Raw genomic sequence first — 16,790 nt, 5'->3', positions numbered from 1 at the left:
CGCCGCTAGCCGCGGGGGAGCGCCTTGCCGACCGCACGCACGGTGAAGCCGGCCAGCATCAACGTGATGCCGCGGGAGATCGCTGCGATGCCGATCCACAACACCAACAGGACGACCGACCGGCCCGGATAGCGGACGGCCCAGATCGCCACGGCGATCTCGAGCAGGGCGAGCATCAGGGGGAACCACCACAGGTCCATCCCGGCGTTCTTGGATTCGAAGGCGCCGACGATGCCAATGATGCCCCGCAGCAACAGCAGCCAGGCGACCAGCGTGGCGATGACCTCAAAGGTGGCGGCCGGCCAGACGAAGGCGATGATTCCGGCGCCGACTCCGAGCACCCCGAGGACCAAGGCCAGTAGGCGGGTGGAGCCCTTCGAGTCGAAGGCGGTCGCCAGGTCGGCCAGGCCGGTGAGCATGAACCCGATGCCGGCGGCGATCGTGACAGCCCACAGGGTCGTGTAGTTGAACGACAGGACGAGGAACCCGAAGACGATGGCGATCACGCCGCCGACCACCGGGATCCACCAGCCGGCGGTGATGCTCTGCAGTTCGGGACTGCCCGGCCGATCGGGGCTGAGGGTTGACGTGGCGTTCATGGGCACTCCTGATCGTTGGGTGGCACGCGGTTCCGAGGCGACCGGTCGGATGCCCTGGTGCACCCGGCGTTGAACGGGCGACTGTACTCATCTGCACCCTCTGTGCGCCGGGACCGTGTCGCGCGCACCAGACTGGACCGATGAGCACCACGTCACCAAGCGCCGGGTTTCATGCGATGACCGAGGGCACCCAGGAGGACTGGGACCGCATCGTCGCCGCCCAACTCGAGTTCTATCCCCGTCTCGCCGACCGGGTGATGACCCACCTGGGCCTGCTGGCCGGTGACTACGGCGGGTTCGTTGTCGACCGACTGGTGCATTCCACCCAGACCGCCACCCGGGCGATGCGGGCCAACCGCAGCGACGACTACATCGCCTGTGCGCTGCTGCACGACATCGGCGACACGCTGGGCAGCTTCAACCATCCCGACATCGGCGCGGCGATCGTGTGGCCCTTCGTCGACGACGACCTTCACTGGATGGTGCAACAGCACGGCATCTTCCAGGGGTACTACTTCTTCGACTACCTCGGCCTCGATCCCAACCTGCGCGACCGCTTTGAGGGCCATCCCCACTACGACCTGTGCGCCGAGTTCTGCGCCGACTTCGACCAGGCCGCCTTCGATCCCGCCTACCCGACGATGGAGCTCGAGGAGTTCCGGCCGCTGCTCGAGGGGTTCTTCGCCCGCCCGAAGCGGTCGATCTACATGCGGGGCGACCACTCATGATCTGGACCCAGGACGACATTGGCGACCTGAGCGGACGCGTCGCCGTCGTCACCGGCGCCAACGGTGGCCTCGGGCTGGAGACGGCGAAGGCGCTGGCCGGCGCCGGTGCGCACGTCGTGATGGCGGCGCGCGACCAGGCCAAGGCATCGGCGGCTGAGGGTGAGATCCTCGCCGAGTACCCGAAGGCCTCCCTGGAGATCGTCGAGCTCGATCTGGCCGACCTGGCCTCGGTACGCCGCGCAGCCGACAGCGTGCTGGCGGGCCACGCCACCATCGACCTGCTCGTCAACAACGCCGGGCTGATGGCGATGCCCGAGCGGACGACCAGCGATGGCTTCGAGATGCAGTTTGGCGTCAACCACCTGGGCCATTGGGCGCTGACATCGCATCTGCTCGTGCCGCTGCTGCGGGCGCCTGCAGCCCGCGTGGTGACCGTCACCAGCATCGCCCGCCTGCAGGGGCGACCGGTGGACCCGGACAACCCCCACCTGCGGGGCACCTACGCGCCGTGGAAGGCCTACGGCCAGGCGAAGCTGGCCAACTACCACTTCGGCCTGGGGCTCCAACGCCGCTTCGAGCGGGCGGGGGCGAACGCGATCAGCCTGCTGGCCCACCCGGGGCTGTCCAACACCGGGCTTCAGTCCCACACCGCCACCGAGGGCGGCGGCGGCCTGTTGGGCGTGATCGCCCAGCCCCTCACCGCCGTGGTCGGCATGTCGGCGGTCGTGGGCGCTCGGCCGCAGCTACGGGCAGCTACCGACCCGGGCGCGTCCGGCGGTGACATGTACGCGCCGCTGTTCTCGTCCAATGGGCCGGCGTTCAAACGTCCGGTGATCACCCCGCCCGGCACTGACCGGGCGATTGCGACGCTGTGGGAGGTGTCCGAACGCGAGACCGGCGTGGCCCTCGACGTCGCTGCGGCGCTCGTCAAGGCCATCCCGGACGACTGACGGCACCCGGTCCGTCGTCGGGTGCCCGCCGGTGAGCAGGCGCGCAGGTCCAACGGCTGCTCCGGGTCAACGAATACGGAGGGCGAAGGGTGCGCCGGGTTCCCGGGGCGCCGGGTCTAACTGCTGCGCCGAGTTCACGGGCGCGCCGGGTTGACGGGCGCGCCGGGTTGACGGGCGCGCCGGGTTGACGGGTTCGCCAGGTCAACGGGTGCGGAGGGCGAGGGGCAGCACCGGCCCGCTCCCCGCCCCGGTGAGCAGCCAGGTGGCCACGGTGACCGTCCAGCGGCTGTCGACCTCGTCGTCGATCAACAGCACCGGCCCGGATGCGGTGTCGCCCGGTGGCAGCGCCCCGGCGTCGACGGTGAAGCGGTCCCACACGTTCAGCACCTGGTGGGCCGAGTTGGCCTGATCGGCCTGGAAGCCTCTGGCGGCCCCATCTGTGTCACCGGCCGCATCGGTCCGGCCGACCAAGGCTCGGTGCACTGGGAGCTTGCCGAGCGCGCCGAGCCCGTCGGCGACAGCGTCGATCAGGGGCTGGCGACGTCGGGAGGGCACCGGACAGATCCACGTGGGTCGCTGCCCCCAGTCCCAGCGCTTCAAGATGCCGGCCAGCGCCCACAGCAGGTCCTCGGGGAGGACCAGGGGCTGTCCGTCAGCGCCCTCCCCGGCCACGGTTGCCGGGGCCACCGTGCCGCTGTCCGTTGTGCCGCCGCCCACGGTTGCCGGTGCCGCTCCGCCGACGCGCGCCGAGCTGCTGCCCGCCGTGCTCGCGTCCGTCGTGCCGCTGCCCGCCGTGCCGCCATCCACCGTGCCCGCGTCCGCCGTGTGGCTACCCGTGGTCCGACTGCGAGCGTCGGCGTCGGCCCGGGCGACCAGCGCGCCGATCGTCTGGTCCCAGCCGCCGTCGCCCACCCGGGCCAAGGCCCGGCCAGGCCGCGCTTGGCGCTCGGCGGCGATGTGGCCCCTTGGCTCGCCCAGGCCGCTGGGCCATTGCTTGCGGGGCGCCAGGATCAGGTCGCCGCCGCGCAGCAAGGTCTGGGCCCGCTGGACGACCGCTTGGTCGGGGTCGCGCTGCCAGGTGGAGCCGGTGCAGTTGTCGCAGCGGCCGCAGTCGTCCGCCTCCGGGTCATCGAGCGCCTCACGCAGGTCGCGCAACCGGCATGTGTCGAGGTCGGCCCAGGCGAGCATGTGGCAGGACTCCGTCCGGCGCAGCTGCGACAGCGTCGACGCCAGCTCGTGGTTGTAGGCCCAGTCGGCCCGGGTGCGGATCCAGCCGCCACCCACCCGTTCGACCGCCCCGTCCACCTCCAGGATGTTCATCAGGGTGCCCAGGCGGTTGCGTCCCAGGTTGACGCTGTGCTCGAGCAAGGCGATCGAGGTGGGCTCGTCGTAGTCGAGCTGATCGAGAGCGCTGCGGCACACCTCCTCGGAGGGCAGGGACACCGATTCGAACCAGCGCCAGACGGCGGCGTCCTCCACCGGGCGGGGCAGCGCGATCACCTCGGCGACCTCGAGCGACCGGCCGGCGCGTCCGATCTGCTGGTAGTAGGCCACCGGCGACGGTGGCAGGCCGAGGTGGACGCAGAAGGCCAGGTCGCCCTTGTCGAAGCCCATGCCGAGGGCAGAGGTGGCCACCAGCGCCTTGAGCTCGTTGGCCCGCAGCGCCGTCTCAAGCCGAAGTCGTTCGTCGGGATCGACCGAGCCGGTGTAGGCGGCGGCGTCGTGGCCCTCCTCGCGCAGCCACCGGGCAGTCGTCTCGGCCTGGTCGACCGTGAGGCAGTAGACGATCCCCGAGCCGGGCAGCTCCTCAAACACTTCGCTCAGCCAGGCCAGGCGATGGGCGTCGTCGGGCAGGTCGACCACCGACAAACGCAGCGACTCGCGGTCGAGCGACGTGCGCAGCACCAGGGTGTCGTTGCCGAGTTGGGCGGCGACGTCGTCGGTGACCCGGGCGTTGGCGGTGGCGGTGGTCGCCAGCACCGGGGTCCACGGCGGCAGCTCGGCGAGCAGCGTGCCCAAGCGGCGGTAGTCGGGGCGGAAGTCATGGCCCCAGTCGGAGATGCAGTGGGCCTCGTCGCACACCAGGGTGAAGGCGCGGGACCGCAGCGAGTCGAACACCCGGCGGCGGAAGCCGCGGTTGGCCAGACGCTCGGGGGCAATCAACAACAGATCGACCTCGTCGGCGGCGATCCGGGCCTCCAGGTCGTCCCAGGCGTCGACGTTGGAGGAGTTGATCGTCACCGCAGCCAGACCGAGCCGTTCGGCGGCGGCCACCTGGTCGCGCATCAGGGCGAGCAGTGGGGAGATGACGACGGTGGGCCCCCAGCCCCGGTCGCGCAGCATGCGGGTGGCCGAGAAGTACACCGCCGACTTGCCGAAGCCGGTGCGGGCGACCAGCAGGGTGCGCTGTCGCCCGGCGACGACTGCGGTCACCGCGTCGAGTTGCTCGGGGCGGGGGTTGGCGTCGGGCCCGGCGAGCGCCCGAACGTGGGCGGTGAGCTCGTCGGCGACCTCGGCGGGGGAGGGGCGGGGCGGTTCGGTGAGCGTGGTCACCTCAGCACCGTACCGATGCCGGGTGACAGCCGGGCTGGCGGTCGATGACGCCCGGTGGTGACGCGTGGTGGCGATGCGCGGTTTCGGCGATGCGTGCTGACGTCCGGTGGCGACGCCCGGTGGTGACGCGTGGTGGCGATGCGCGGTTTCGGCGATGTTCGTCGGCGGGGCCCGGTTTCGCGGCGACGGTCCCTCAGCGTCCACACCCCTCACTTCTGCTCCCCTGTGGCCCTACCTCCAGGGTCGAGGGGCGAACTCTGCCGCTATCGCGTCGTATACAACGCGATAGCGGCAGAGTTCGGCGTTCCCCGGCGTTTCGGTCCTTGTCGCCGGTGCTTGGTGTCGGGCTTGGGCTTGGGCTCGGGGCTCAGGCTTGGTGCGGAGCCGACCGGCTCAGGCCGGGGTGGCCGCTTTGCTGTCCGATTCGCCGTCAGCTCCGGTATCCAGGTCGCCGTCGGCCCAGCTGCGCAGGGCGGCACGGGTGAGGCGGGCGGCGTGCTGTTGGATCACGTTGCCGTTGGTCTGGTCGCCGCGTGGGAAGCCGCGAAAGCGGGCGTTGGTTGCGTCGTCCACCTCGATCAGCACGGTCGCCAGCCCCGCCTCCCGCAGCTGGGTTAGCTCGGTGTCCAAGCGACGGCGGGCCTGCATCCGGGTGGCCCGCAGTCCGGGACGGCTCTGCACGCTGACCAGGACCACCAGGTCGGTCGGCGTTTCCAGGGCCAGCTCGGCGTGGTTGGGCGACAACAACCCGCCGTCGACGTAACGCTCGCCGTCGATCTCGACCGGCGCAAACGCCCCGGGGATGGCCTGGCTGGCCTGGGCGGCTTGGGCGAGCGGAACCTCGAGGTCGTCACGACCGAACACGACGAGGGCGCCGTCGTCGAGACGGGTGGCGGTGATCCACAGCGAGGGCGGCCAAGGGTGGTTGGCGTGGATCGACGCAGCGCGGGACAACCCGACGGTGGGGATCCTGCCGGCGGGTAACAGGCCGGAACCGGCCAGCAAGGGGTTGCGAAGAACTTGCGACGCCAGGCGGGGCGCCACCGGCATCAGCCGCTCCAACCCGCGGTCCCGGTTGGCCTCCCTGGCCTCGACGAACTCGGTGCGCTCTTCACCGGAGGGGGGCGACATCAGAATGTCACCGGTGTCCTCCAGGCTGGTGCCGGTGAGCACCGCCGCTGCGACGCCGGCCCCGGCCGAGGTGGCGATCACCCGTTGGGCGTCGACGAGGTTGAAGTCGGCCTCCGCCCGAAGCGCCCGGAGCGCCCCGAGGTGGAACATCCAACCACCGGCACCGCCCGAGCCGAGCACGACGGTGACACGGGGTGGAAGTTCGATCATGGGCGACACCAGTCGGGGGGGCAGGGGCACGAGGCACGGGCGGTAGGTAGAGCAGCCGGGGTTGACGTGCTCGATTGGCGCCGTCGGATCGCTCGAACCAGGAGGTCAGGATACGAGGTATGCGTCAACTCGATGCGTCGGCCATGATCGGGCAGACTCGAACGGCTTGACCGGACCCGCTTGCGAGCCCGTCTCCACCGGCCGGTCGACAGCGCGAACCAACGGGTGGCTTCGGGCTCAGCTGCTGAGCCGGAGGGACCCAATCGAGGGAGGGGACTGATGAGCGAGGACACCGCCGCCGGTGCGTACCGCAACTTCGAGGGGAGGGCGGGCCGAACGGTGGCCGGGTCCGACCCCTGGTGGCCGGGCGAGGCCACCGCGCCCGAGGGCGCCCCCAACGTGATCGTGATCATGGCCGACGACCTGGGGTACTCCGACCTGGGTTGCTACGGCTCGGAGATCGCCACCCCCAACCTGGATGCGCTGGCCACCGGCGCGCTGCGGTTCTCCAACTACCACGCCACCCCGATGTGCTCGCCGACCAGGGCGGCGCTGCTCACCGGCGTCAACTCGCACCTGGCCGGGGTCGGTCACGTGGCCCACTCCGATTCCGGGTTTCCCGGCTACGCCATGGAGCTGGCCAACGACGTGGCCACGGCCGCCGAAGTCTTCTCCGACGCGGGATACTTCACCGCCATGGTGGGCAAGTGGCACCTGACCAAGGACAGCCACTGCTCCGACGCCGGGCCGTTCGACTCCTGGCCGACCCAGCGCGGGTTCGATCGCTTCTACGGGATCCTCGATGGTTTCACCAACCTGCACCAGCCTCATCGCCTGATCGACGGCAACTCCCCGGTGAGCGTCGACAGCTACCCGGACGGCTACTACTTCACCGACGACATCACCGACTGGGCGATTGAGATGGTGCGGGGATCGAAGGCGTCCAACCCGGCCAAGCCGTTCTTCATGTACTTCAGCCACGGCTCGGTGCACGCGCCCCTGCACGCCAAGGCGGCCGACATCGAGGCCCAGCGGGGCCGCTACGACGCCGGTTGGGATGTGCTGCGGGAGGAGCGGTTCGCCCGGATGAAGGCGCTCGGGTTGGTCGACGAGTCGATCGAGCTGCCGCCACGCAACGCCGAACCGGGCCAGGAGGTGGCGCCGTGGGATTCGTTGAGCTCCGACGAGCAGGCGCTGTTTGCCCGCTACATGGAGGTGTACGCCGCCATGGTCACCTCGATCGATGACAGCTTCGGTCGCCTGCGCACCGCGTTGGACGAGATGGGGGAGCTCGATAACACGATCATCGTGTTCACCTCGGACAACGGCGCCTCACGAGAGGGCGAGGCCGAGGGGACGACGGCGTACTTCGTGCACCTGCTCGGGGCGACCGACACCGCCGCCGACCTGGCCCGCATCGACGAGATCGGCGGCCCGAGGTCGATGCCGCACTACCCGCGCGGCTGGGCGGCGTGCGGCAACACGCCCTTTCGCCTGTACAAGATCAACACCCATGCCGGCGGCCACCAGGTGCCGATGATCATGGCCGGGCCGGGCGTGGCGGGTGACACTGCTGGGCCGGTGGTGGCGGGGAGCACTGCCGGGCGGGGCGTGGCGGCAGATGCGGCCGGGCCGGGGGAGTGGCGCGACCAGTACGTGCACGTCATCGACCTGTTGCCGACGCTGCTGGAGCTGACCGGGGTGAAGGCGCCCGATCACCGCAACGGGCGGCGGTTGCTGCCGATGCAGGGGCTGAGCTTTGCGCCGGTGCTCGCCGATGCGGCAGCACCCTCGTTGCGCACCGAGCAGTACTACGAGATGCTCGGCCACCGGGGGTACTACCGCGACGGCTGGGAGGTGGTCACGCTGCACTACCCGCTCACCGAGTTTTCCGACGAGGAGTGGGAGCTGTACGACCTGACGAGCGACCCGACCGAGTCCCGCAACCTGGCCGGCGCGCACCCCGACCTGGTCGCCGAGCTGTCGGAGGCCTGGGATGCGGCGGCCCGGGACAACCAGGTGTACCCCCTCGACGAGGGCAGCGGGCTGAAATACCTGCAACGACCCCCGTGGAACGAGGTGTACGAGCGGCCGGTCACGCTGCTGCCGGGCACACCGACGCTCGAGCGGTGGCGTTCGTTGCAGCTGATGATGATCCGCAGCTTCACCGTCACCGCTCGGATGCGGATCGACCCAGAGGACGAAGGCATCATCGTGGCCCACGGCGACCAGGGCGGCGGCTACGTGATGTGGCTGGACGCCGCCGGGGTGCACCTGGGCTACAACGACGGTCGCGGCACGCTGGCCACGATCGACGGGCCACGGCCGGCGGCGGGCGAGCACACGATCGTCGCCGACTTCGATGCGCCCGGGGGCAACGTGTGGAACACCACCGTGGCGCTCGACGGCGTCGAGGTCGGCTCGGCCCAGGGGTGGACCTGCCTGTTCCCGATGGCGCCCTTCGAAGGCATCGACGTGGGCCTCGACCGGCGTTCGCCGGTGCACTGGGGGCTCTACGAGGCTCACGGCGCCTACCCGTTCACCGGCAGGATCGACGGTGTCGACTACCGGCCGGGCCCTGCCCCCGCCGACTCGCCCAACTCGCTGATCGAGGTGCTGCGCCAGATGGGGTCCAAGTTCGAGTAGCCCAACTGCGGGCGTACAAGCGTGCTGTCCTACCATCGACCCATGGCCGAAGTGTCCACCTCAAAACGAGAAGAGAAGAAGCAGGCCACCCACCGGGCGATCACCGACGCCGCTTGGGACCTGTTCGCCCGCAACGGCTACGACGACACGACCGTCGACGACATCGCCGCTGCCGCCGACGTCTCGCAACGCACCTTCTTTCGCTACTTCGATTCCAAGGAGGCGGTGCTCTTCGGCGCCTGGCGCGACGAGTTTGACGAGCTGGCCCGGCGCATGCGGGAACGTCCGGCCGACGAATCGCCGATGGCCGCCATGCTCGGTGCGCTGATCAGCCTGGCCGGGTATTACAAACGCCAGCGGGCAGTGCGCATTGAACGGGCCCGCCTGGTGGCGACCTCACCCAACGTGGGGCGCTACCAGCAGGTGACGATCTCGCCGGCGTTTCAGGCGATGCTGACCGATGCCCTCGCCGACCGCCTGGGCGTCGATCCCGCCGACGACATGCGCCCGGCCCTGTACGCCGCGGTGGGCATGGCGGTCACCCGCACCGCCACCGACCGCTGGTTGGAGGATCCCGATCGGATCGATCTGGCCGAACTGGTGCGCGCCGGGTTTGCGGCGCTGCCCGGCCCGACCAGCTGACCGCACCACAGCATCCAGCGAAACGCAACGCCCGCAGGTGGGCCGTCATCCAGAACGGCGTTGGGCGACGAACGAACACCATGATGAAGCAGCTGATCGACCGAGCCGAAACCGGGCGGTTGCCCGCCCAGGCGGTGCGGCTGGGCATCCGGGCCCGCATCGCCCGCCGGGTGGCCATGCTGAACGAGGGCACGATCGAGGAGTTCTCCCAGCGACAGCGGGCGTTGATCGCCGAGCGAGCCGAGGGCCCGATCACCACCCACACTGCGGAGGCCAACGAGCAGCACTATGAGGTGCCCACCGAGTACTTCCGGGCCGTGCTCGGCCCCCGGCTGAAGTACTCCTCGGCTTACTGGCCCGACGGCGTCGAGTCGTTGGCCGGTGCCGAGGAGGCGATGCTGGCGCTCACCTGCGAGCGGGCGCAGCTGGCCGACGGCCAGCGGATCCTCGAGCTGGGCTGCGGGTGGGGTTCGCTCACCTTGTGGATGGCCGAGCGCTACCCCCACGCCGAGATCGTGGCCGTGTCCAACTCGGCCACCCAGCGGGACCACATCCTCGTCGAGGCACAGCGCCTGAGGCTCGGCAACGTCACCGTGCACACCGCCGACGTGGCCGACTTCGAACCCGACGGGCGCTTCGACCGGGTGGTGTCGGTCGAGATGTTCGAACACGTCAACAATCATCGGGCGCTGATGGAACGCATCGCCCGTTGGTTGGCGCCGGACGGCCTGGCGTTCGTCCACATCTTCACCAACCGCAGCGGATCGTGGCCCTTCGAGGCCACGTCCGAACAGGATTGGATGGGCCGGTTCTTCTTCTCGGGTGGGGTGATGCCGGCCGATGACCTTTTGTTGCACGAGCAGCGCCACCTGGTGGCGCTCGATCACTGGCGCCTCGACGGCACCCACTACGCCAAGACGCTGGCCGCATGGCGGGAGACCCACGAGGCCAAACGCTCCGAGATCATCGAGATGTTCTCGGCGCCGGAGGCCTACGGCGGATCCTCCTCCGCGGACGAGGCCGAGCGCTGGTACTGGCGCTGGTGGCTGTTCCACCTGGCCTGCGAGGAACTGTTCGCTTTCCGGGGTGGCTCGGAATTTTGGGTGTCGCATTACCTGTTTGCGCCCCGTGACCTCGGTCGGCCCGAGCCCGCTCCGGGCTGAGTTCGGCCGACTGGCCGGCGATCGACGGGGCGCTGTGGCGTTAGGGCCGAGCGGACGCGAACGACCCCCGGCCACTGATCGGCGCCGGGGGTCGTGTCTCGTGGTGGTGCGAGGCTCCGCTGGAGCTCACCCCGCCCGAAGGGCCGTCAACGCACTCAGACGGGCCGAACGTTGAGGGCCTCGGGGCCCTTGCGGCCGGGGCCGATCTCGAAGTCGACGACCTGACCCTCTTCGAGGGACTTGTAGCCCGCGACGTCGATGTTGGAGTAGTGGACGAACACGTCTTCGCCGTCTTCGCGGGAGATGAAGCCATATCCCTTGTCGGCGTTGAAGAACTTGACGGTGCCTTGGGGCATTCGTTTGCCTTTCTTGTTGCGTTGAACCGTCCGCTCAGAGGGCGGGTACTGGATGATGCGAGCGGCCGTTGTGGACATCTGAACGACGCCGAGATTCACCATACCCGCCTGACGCGCGGTCGTGTGTCACATCTGGCGCATCTCGACATGGCACGATGTGGCTCGTCGCCGGCGCACGATCCCGCCGGTGCGCGCGGAACGATCGGAGAACTCATGGAGAAGCTGGTCTACCTGGGCTGGGACGCCAGTGGAGGCGACGGGGATGCGCTGCGCGCCCGGCTGCTCGGCGAGCTGGCGCCTGCGTTGAGCGCCGGCGGCGCCGTCGCCGTGCAGGTGGCGGTCGCCGACGGTGCGGTCGGCGGAGAGGGTGTGTTTGCCTTTTCCTCGGAGGGGAGCCCCAAGGACGCCGTCGTGTCGTTCTGGTTGGAGGTGTCGGCCGATCGCGCCTGGGCCGAGGCGCTGCTGGCCGAGGCCTTCGCCACGATGCACGGCTACCTGGTATGCGAGTCCCGACCGATCGTCGCCCCCGGCCCGGCCCGGCCCGGCGACCGCAGCGCGGGCGCCAGCCAGATCACCTGCATCGCCGCTCGCGACGACCTGACCCACGCCGAGTTCGTCGCCCGTTGGCAGGGCGAGTTCTGCGCGGCGGCCATCGAGTGCCAGGACACCATGGCCTACGTCCGCAACGAGGTGGTTCGCCCGCTCACCGATGACGCCCCCGACTGGCGGGCGATCGTCGAGGAGACCTTTCCCCTGGCGGCGCTGACCGATCCGGAGGTGTTCTACGACGCCGTCGGCGACCCCGAGCGGCTGGCCGCCAACCAGGCCCGCCTGTTCGAGGCGGTCGGCGAGCTGATCGACCTGTCCCGCGTCGACGCCCGCTTCTATTCCGAGTACCGGTTCGACATCGACGACCGTCGGGTTCCTCGCTGAACTCGACGAATCGCTTCGACGCCGACGACCGTCGGGTTCCTCGCTGAACTCGACGTCCCGCTTCGACACCGACAACCGTCGGGTTCGTCGCTGAACTCGATGATGTCCTGCCGTCGGGTGCACCGGACGGTGCCCAGCTGACGGGATCGAGCCGGCTCGCAACGATCGGTGTTGGTGCTGGTGCTTACCCAGCGGAGGCGGTGGTGGCCTCGTGGACGATGCGGGCACGGATGAACTCGCCCAGCGACTTGGCCTGGGTGTCCTGGCGGGAATTTTGGGCGACCCCCCGGCCGAGCAGCCCGACGATGACGAAGTTGAGCGCCCGCAGGTTGTCGAGGCGGTAGCGGTGCACGATCAGGCCGTCGGTCTCGGCCGGGGCGAGCTGGCGCAGCCGGTCGGTGGTCAGCCAGGCCTGCAGCCACTGCCAGGCCTCGTCGCTGCGGGCGAAGACCCCGACGTTGGCCGACCCGCCCTTGTCGCCGGAGCGGGCGCCGATCAGCGACGCCAGGCCGTCGGGCAGGTTGGGCAGGTTGGGGAGGGCCGGATCCGCCGGATCGTCGCCGGTGAGATCGTCGGTGAGATCGGCGACGTGATCGACGGTGATGCCGCTCGGACCGACGGAAGCGTGGGCGTCCATCGCGTCGAGGTCACTCGCATCGGTGTGCTGATCGAGCGCCGCCTGGTCCTCGGGGTCGACGGCACCGGGCATGGGCACGTCCCAGGTGCGGTCGCCCAGCGTCACCCGCTGGGTGATGAGCGAGGCGGGGATCAGCGCCGGCCAGTAGACGCCGTAGGCGGAGGCCGAACCCGGCGGGGTGGAGGCGTAAAAGCCGGGGATCGAGGACAACGCCAGCTCGGTGGCCGCTCCGGAGAACGCCCGCCCCGCCCGCTTTTCGTCGTCGTCCCACACGGTCACGCGCAGCCAGGCGGTGGCGGCCTCGTTGCCGGTGGCGTCGGGCGAGTCGGTTCGCACCAGCCGGGTTTCGGTCTCGTCGAAGGCGTCCCGTCCGCCGGCGACGGTGGCCCACAGCTGGTTGGTCACCACCTCGGCCTTGGCCTCGATGTCCAGGCCGCACAGGCCGACCGCCATCGAGTTACGCCAGCCGCCCGCATAGTTGATCGCCACCTTGGTCGTCGCCGGTGCGGGCAGCCCGACCGTGCCCGAGATGCGCACCCGATCGGGGCCCTCCTCGGTGACGGTCGTCGTGTCGAAGCGGCTCATCACGTCGGGGTTGGCGTAGGTGGGTTCGCCGATCTCGTACAGCAGCTGGCTGGTGACCGTGCCGACGGTGACGCCACCGGCGGTGCCGTCGTGCTTGGAGATCACCGACGAGCCGTCGGCTGCGATCTCGGCCCAGGGGAAGCCGGGCAGGCGGCCCTCGGCCAGGCCGGGCAGCTCACCGAAGAAGCTGTAGTTGCCGCCGGTGGCCTGGGCGCCGCATTCGATGACGTGTCCGGCGGCGACCGCACCGGCCAGGGCGTCCCAGTCGTCGCGGGCCCATCCGTGGTGCCAGGCGGCGGGGCCCATGACGACGGCGGCGTCGGTCACCCGACCGGTCACGACGACGTCGGCGCCGGCCTCGAGGGCCTCGACGATGCCCCAGCAACCCAGGTAGGCGTTGGCGGTGACGACGCGGTCGACCACGTCGCCCAGGGGTTCGCCGGTGTCGATGTTGGACAGCGAATGCCCGGCGGCGGTCAGCACCTCCAGGCGGTCGATCAGGTCGTCGCCGTCGACGACGGCCACCGACACCTCACGGCCCGCGGCCCGGGCCACCTCTCGCACCGCTTCGGCGCAGCCGTGGGGGTCGAGTCCGCCGGCGTTGGACACCACCTTGATGCCACGGTCCAGGCAGGTGGTGAGCACCTGGCTCATCTGGTAGACGAACGTGCGGGCGTAGCCGCCGTCGGCGCGTCGTTGCCTGGTGCGGCTGAGCACGTACATCGTCAGCTCGGCCAGCCAGTCGCCGGTGAGTACATCGATCGGCCCGCCCTCGACCATCTCCCGGGCGCCGTCGAGGCGGTCGCCGTAGAAGCCGGAGCAGTTGGCAATACGAATTGGCCCCGAGGGCGTACGAACGGTCTGGCCTGGCGATGCGGTCATCACCCGATCATCTCAGATGTGCCCGGTGGTCGGCCTACCCGTTCGCTCCGGCGCCGGTCGCCGGGCCATCCACACCCGGTGGCGCCCGTTCAGTCCTTCTGAAGGCTCGTGTCGCTGAACAGGTACTTCTTCAGTTGCTCGTCGAAGATCGGGTCGCGGCGGCGGATCCACTCGAGCACCATGGCGGCGTGCTCTTTCTCCTCGTCGCGGTTGTGGACGAGCAGGCCCTTGAGCTCGTCGTCGGTGGTCACCTGGATCCGCTGGTTGTACCAGTCGACCGCCTCGAGCTCTTCCATCAACGACTCGATCGCCCGGTGCATGTCCCGGGTCTCGGCGGTGAGTTCCTCGTACGGCTCGTGGTAGCTCTCGCTGCTCATGGTTCCAACGGTAACCTCGCCCCGACAAGTTCTCGAACCCGTCCGCCGGTGCCACCGTCGGGCGGTCACCACGCGACGAGGTTGCCGTGTCCGAAACGATCACCGACCGGAAGACCGGCGCCTCACGACCCCACGCGGTCGAACCGTCCGACGACCGCGGTGCGGATCTGGGTTACCGCCCCTTCGATGCCGATAACCACTACTACGAGGCGATCGACGCGTTCACCCGCCATCTCGACCCCCGGCTGGGGTCCCGGGTGTTTCAGTGGGCGACGATCGACGGTCGCCAGTACCCGGTGATCGGCGGTCAGGTGTTTCGCGGCGTGAGCAACGCCACGTTCGACCCGGTGTCCAAGCCGGGCGTGCTCGCCGACTACTTCCGGGGTAATCCCAACGACGACGACCCGGTGGCCCTGCTGCGCGACCACGAGCCGATCCGGGCCGAGTACCGCAACAGCGACGCCCGGCTGGCGACGATGGACGCCCATGGGCTGGCGGCGGTGTGGATGTTTCCCACGCTGGGCATGCTCTACGAGGAGGCGCTGAAGCACGACCCCGAGGCGGTCACGATCATGTTTCGGGCCTTCAACCGGTGGCTGGTGGAGGACTGGGGTTTCGCCCGCGAGGACCGGATCTTCTCGGCGCCCTACCTCACCCTCGCCGACGTCGACTGGGCGTGCGAGGAGCTGGATTGGGCGCTGGCCCAGGGCGCCCGCAGCATCGTGATGCGGGCGGCCGCACCGACGACGGCATCGGGCCAGGTGGCCCCCGGGCATCCATCCAACGATCGCTTCTGGGCCCGGGTGGCCGAGGCGCACGTCACCTGCGTCGTCCACGCCGGCGACGCCGGGTACACGTCGCACGGCTACGCCAACGACGGGTTTACGACCGACTTCGCAGGAGTGCCCCAGCCGATCCGCATGCTGCAGCTCGAGCGTCCGATCGAGGACTTCCTGTCGTCGCTGGTGTGCGACCACCTGTTCGTGCGCCACCCCAACCTGCGCATCGCCTCCGTCGAGAACGGCTCGAAGTTTCTCGGAGGTCTGTTCGACAAGCTTCGGATCACCGCCAGGAAGATGGAGGGGTGGTGGGCCGAGGACCCGGTGGAGACGTTCCGTCGCCACATCTGGATCAACCCGTTCTGGGAGGACGACGTCGACGATGTGATCGAGCTGATGGGTGCCGACCGGGTGATCTTCGGTTCGGACTGGCCCCACATCGAGGCGCTGCCCCGGCCGCTGGACTACCTGGCCGACGTTGCCCACCTCGACGAGGTCACCCGCCGCAAGGTGCTGCTCGACAATGTGACCGAACTGAACACTCCGTGACCGAGCTGAACACTCCGTGACCGAATCGAACGATCAGTGACCGAGTTCATCCGCCAGTGGCCGAGCTGAACGCCCGGTGACCGTGCTGAACATCCAGTGGGCGAGTTGACGTGTGGGTGAGCGGGCTGGGCGCGTGCGGGTAGGCCGGTGGGGGCGCCGCGGCGCGCCCGTCGCCGGACGCCTCGTCGATCGGCGGGCGCTGCCGGCGTTGGCGCTCGGTGCGGTTGCGTTGTTGGCGCTCGGCGTCATCGTCGTGACGAACTCCACCGGCGCAGCCACAACGCCCGGTGTGATCGATGGGGGCCCGAGGCTGATCGCCGACAGCTTTCGCGCCCCCGGGGTGCTCAATCCGGGCGGCGCCTTCCAATGGGCGACCGAGCGGGGCAGCTGGTCGCTGAGCGGCACCGCCCTAGTGGCCGACGAGGCACCGGCCCGACTTGTTTCGAAACGGGAGCTGCCCCGCAGCTACCGCCTCGGTGTCATCTGGGAGGAGGACGCCGAGGGCGGCCGGGTCGACCTGCGCTGGGACGAGGGCGAATCCTGGGTGTTTCGCCTCACCGCCGAGGGATACGAGTTCGTTCATGCGGTCGACGGCCGCGAGTCGGTGATCGCCAGCGGGGCTCTTTCGGCAACCTCTGGGGCCGGTCCCTCGGTGCTGCTGACCCGAACGTCGGGTTCGGTTTCGGTCGACCTGACCGGAGCAAACCTCGAGGACCGGCGGCGGGTGGCATCGGTCGATCACCTCGAGTCGCCGACGACCACCGGCTTCTCGATTGGCTCCGAGCGGGCCGGAGTTCGCTTCGCCCGCATCGAGCTGGAGCTGCCCTCGTGAGGTGGCCCTGGGCGCCCGGAAAGGTCGTCGGCGTGGTGACCCTGGCGTGCTTCCTCGCCGTCGCCGTGCTGGCTCGCGTCGACGCTGCTCGACATCCCGAACGGGAGTGGAAGCCGTCGCTGGCCGAGCTGCCCAACCCGTCGGCGGTGCGCCTGCCCAAGCTGGTCACCTCGGCGGGTCCCGTCGAGGCGGGCGGCGCTTCGCTCCGCACCTAGCTTTGGGCCCGGGCGGGCCCGCC

At 69.9% G+C, this 16,790-nt stretch carries 15 protein-coding genes; 9 read left to right on the top strand and 6 right to left on the bottom strand.

Annotation, left to right across the window (positions count from 1 at the left end; translation table 11 throughout):
• Window positions 1–5: 5 nt before the first annotated feature.
• Window positions 6–599, bottom strand: coding sequence for an HdeD family acid-resistance protein (locus PKD89_RS10095; RefSeq protein WP_289010068.1), 594 nt, complete (start codon window positions 597–599; stop codon window positions 6–8).
• A 140-nt stretch (window positions 600–739) separates the two neighbouring features.
• On the opposite strand from PKD89_RS10095, the gene PKD89_RS10090 reads away from it, so the two are divergent.
• The gene (locus tag PKD89_RS10090) at window positions 740–1,327 is read left to right on the top strand and encodes an HD domain-containing protein (RefSeq protein WP_289010067.1); all 588 of its coding nucleotides are present in this window, start codon (window positions 740–742) and stop codon (window positions 1,325–1,327) included.
• Window positions 1,324–2,277 carry an oxidoreductase gene (locus PKD89_RS10085; protein ID WP_289010066.1) on the top strand — a complete coding sequence of 318 codons (954 nt, stop codon included), beginning with the start codon at window positions 1,324–1,326 and terminating at the stop codon, window positions 2,275–2,277. Before PKD89_RS10090 ends, PKD89_RS10085 begins: the two co-directional genes overlap by 4 nt.
• A 201-nt stretch (window positions 2,278–2,478) precedes the next feature.
• Here the strand turns inward: PKD89_RS10085 and PKD89_RS10080 are convergent, their stop codons facing one another.
• The gene (locus PKD89_RS10080; protein ID WP_289011504.1) at window positions 2,479–4,830 is read right to left on the bottom strand and encodes a RecQ family ATP-dependent DNA helicase; all 2,352 of its coding nucleotides are present in this window, start codon (window positions 4,828–4,830) and stop codon (window positions 2,479–2,481) included.
• Window positions 4,831–5,223: 393 nt separating this feature from the next.
• Window positions 5,224–6,171 carry a patatin-like phospholipase family protein gene (locus tag PKD89_RS10075; protein WP_289011503.1) on the bottom strand — a complete coding sequence of 316 codons (948 nt, stop codon included), beginning with the start codon at window positions 6,169–6,171 and terminating at the stop codon, window positions 5,224–5,226.
• 279 nt (window positions 6,172–6,450) lie between these two features.
• Between PKD89_RS10075 and PKD89_RS10070 the strand changes: the two genes are divergently transcribed.
• From PKD89_RS10070 to PKD89_RS10060, 3 genes are all read left to right on the top strand, one after another.
• Window positions 6,451–8,817 carry an arylsulfatase gene (locus tag PKD89_RS10070; protein WP_289011502.1) on the top strand — a complete coding sequence of 789 codons (2,367 nt, stop codon included), beginning with the start codon at window positions 6,451–6,453 and terminating at the stop codon, window positions 8,815–8,817.
• A gap of 42 nt (window positions 8,818–8,859) precedes the next feature.
• Window positions 8,860–9,459 (top strand): TetR family transcriptional regulator, encoded by a 600-nt coding sequence (locus tag PKD89_RS10065; protein WP_289011501.1) that lies wholly within the window; start codon window positions 8,860–8,862, stop codon window positions 9,457–9,459.
• A gap of 83 nt (window positions 9,460–9,542) precedes the next feature.
• Window positions 9,543–10,622 (top strand): SAM-dependent methyltransferase, encoded by a 1,080-nt coding sequence (locus PKD89_RS10060; RefSeq protein ID WP_289011500.1) that lies wholly within the window; start codon window positions 9,543–9,545, stop codon window positions 10,620–10,622.
• A 155-nt stretch (window positions 10,623–10,777) separates the two neighbouring features.
• Here the strand turns inward: PKD89_RS10060 and PKD89_RS10055 are convergent, their stop codons facing one another.
• Window positions 10,778–10,978: a cold-shock protein gene (locus PKD89_RS10055; protein ID WP_012226668.1), complete on the bottom strand. Its 201-nt coding sequence runs from the start codon at window positions 10,976–10,978 to the stop codon at window positions 10,778–10,780.
• Window positions 10,979–11,191: 213 nt separating this feature from the next.
• Here PKD89_RS10055 and PKD89_RS10050 point away from each other — a divergent pair, with 213 nt between their 5' ends.
• A complete protein-coding gene (locus PKD89_RS10050; protein WP_289011498.1) occupies window positions 11,192–11,911 on the top strand; it encodes an EthD domain-containing protein in 720 nt (239 codons plus the stop codon).
• A gap of 184 nt (window positions 11,912–12,095) precedes the next feature.
• On the opposite strand, the gene PKD89_RS10045 is transcribed toward PKD89_RS10050, so the two are convergent.
• Both PKD89_RS10045 and PKD89_RS10040 read right to left on the bottom strand, forming a co-directional pair.
• Window positions 12,096–14,015 carry an acyclic terpene utilization AtuA family protein gene (locus tag PKD89_RS10045; protein ID WP_289011497.1) on the bottom strand — a complete coding sequence of 640 codons (1,920 nt, stop codon included), beginning with the start codon at window positions 14,013–14,015 and terminating at the stop codon, window positions 12,096–12,098.
• A gap of 89 nt (window positions 14,016–14,104) precedes the next feature.
• Window positions 14,105–14,392, bottom strand: a complete 288-nt coding sequence (locus PKD89_RS10040) for an encapsulin-associated ferritin-like protein (protein ID WP_287374577.1) — start codon at window positions 14,390–14,392, stop codon at window positions 14,105–14,107.
• A gap of 86 nt (window positions 14,393–14,478) precedes the next feature.
• On the opposite strand from PKD89_RS10040, the gene PKD89_RS10035 reads away from it, so the two are divergent.
• The 3 genes from PKD89_RS10035 to PKD89_RS10025 all read left to right on the top strand — a co-directional run bounded on the left by PKD89_RS10035 (window position 14,479) and on the right by PKD89_RS10025 (window position 16,767).
• Window positions 14,479–15,720, top strand: coding sequence for an amidohydrolase family protein (locus PKD89_RS10035; protein WP_289011496.1), 1,242 nt, complete (start codon window positions 14,479–14,481; stop codon window positions 15,718–15,720).
• 133 nt (window positions 15,721–15,853) lie between these two features.
• Window positions 15,854–16,552, top strand: coding sequence for a hypothetical protein (locus PKD89_RS10030; RefSeq protein ID WP_289011495.1), 699 nt, complete (start codon window positions 15,854–15,856; stop codon window positions 16,550–16,552).
• Window positions 16,549–16,767 carry a hypothetical protein gene (locus PKD89_RS10025; RefSeq protein WP_324332421.1) on the top strand — a complete coding sequence of 73 codons (219 nt, stop codon included), beginning with the start codon at window positions 16,549–16,551 and terminating at the stop codon, window positions 16,765–16,767. Before PKD89_RS10030 ends, PKD89_RS10025 begins: the two co-directional genes overlap by 4 nt.
• Window positions 16,768–16,790: the final 23 nt, after the last annotated feature.

Source organism: Candidatus Neomicrothrix sp., assembly GCF_035329545.1.
Lineage (GTDB): Bacteria > Actinomycetota > Acidimicrobiia > Acidimicrobiales > Microtrichaceae > Microthrix > Microthrix subdominans.
This window is presented reverse-complemented; position numbering and strand designations above follow the sequence as displayed.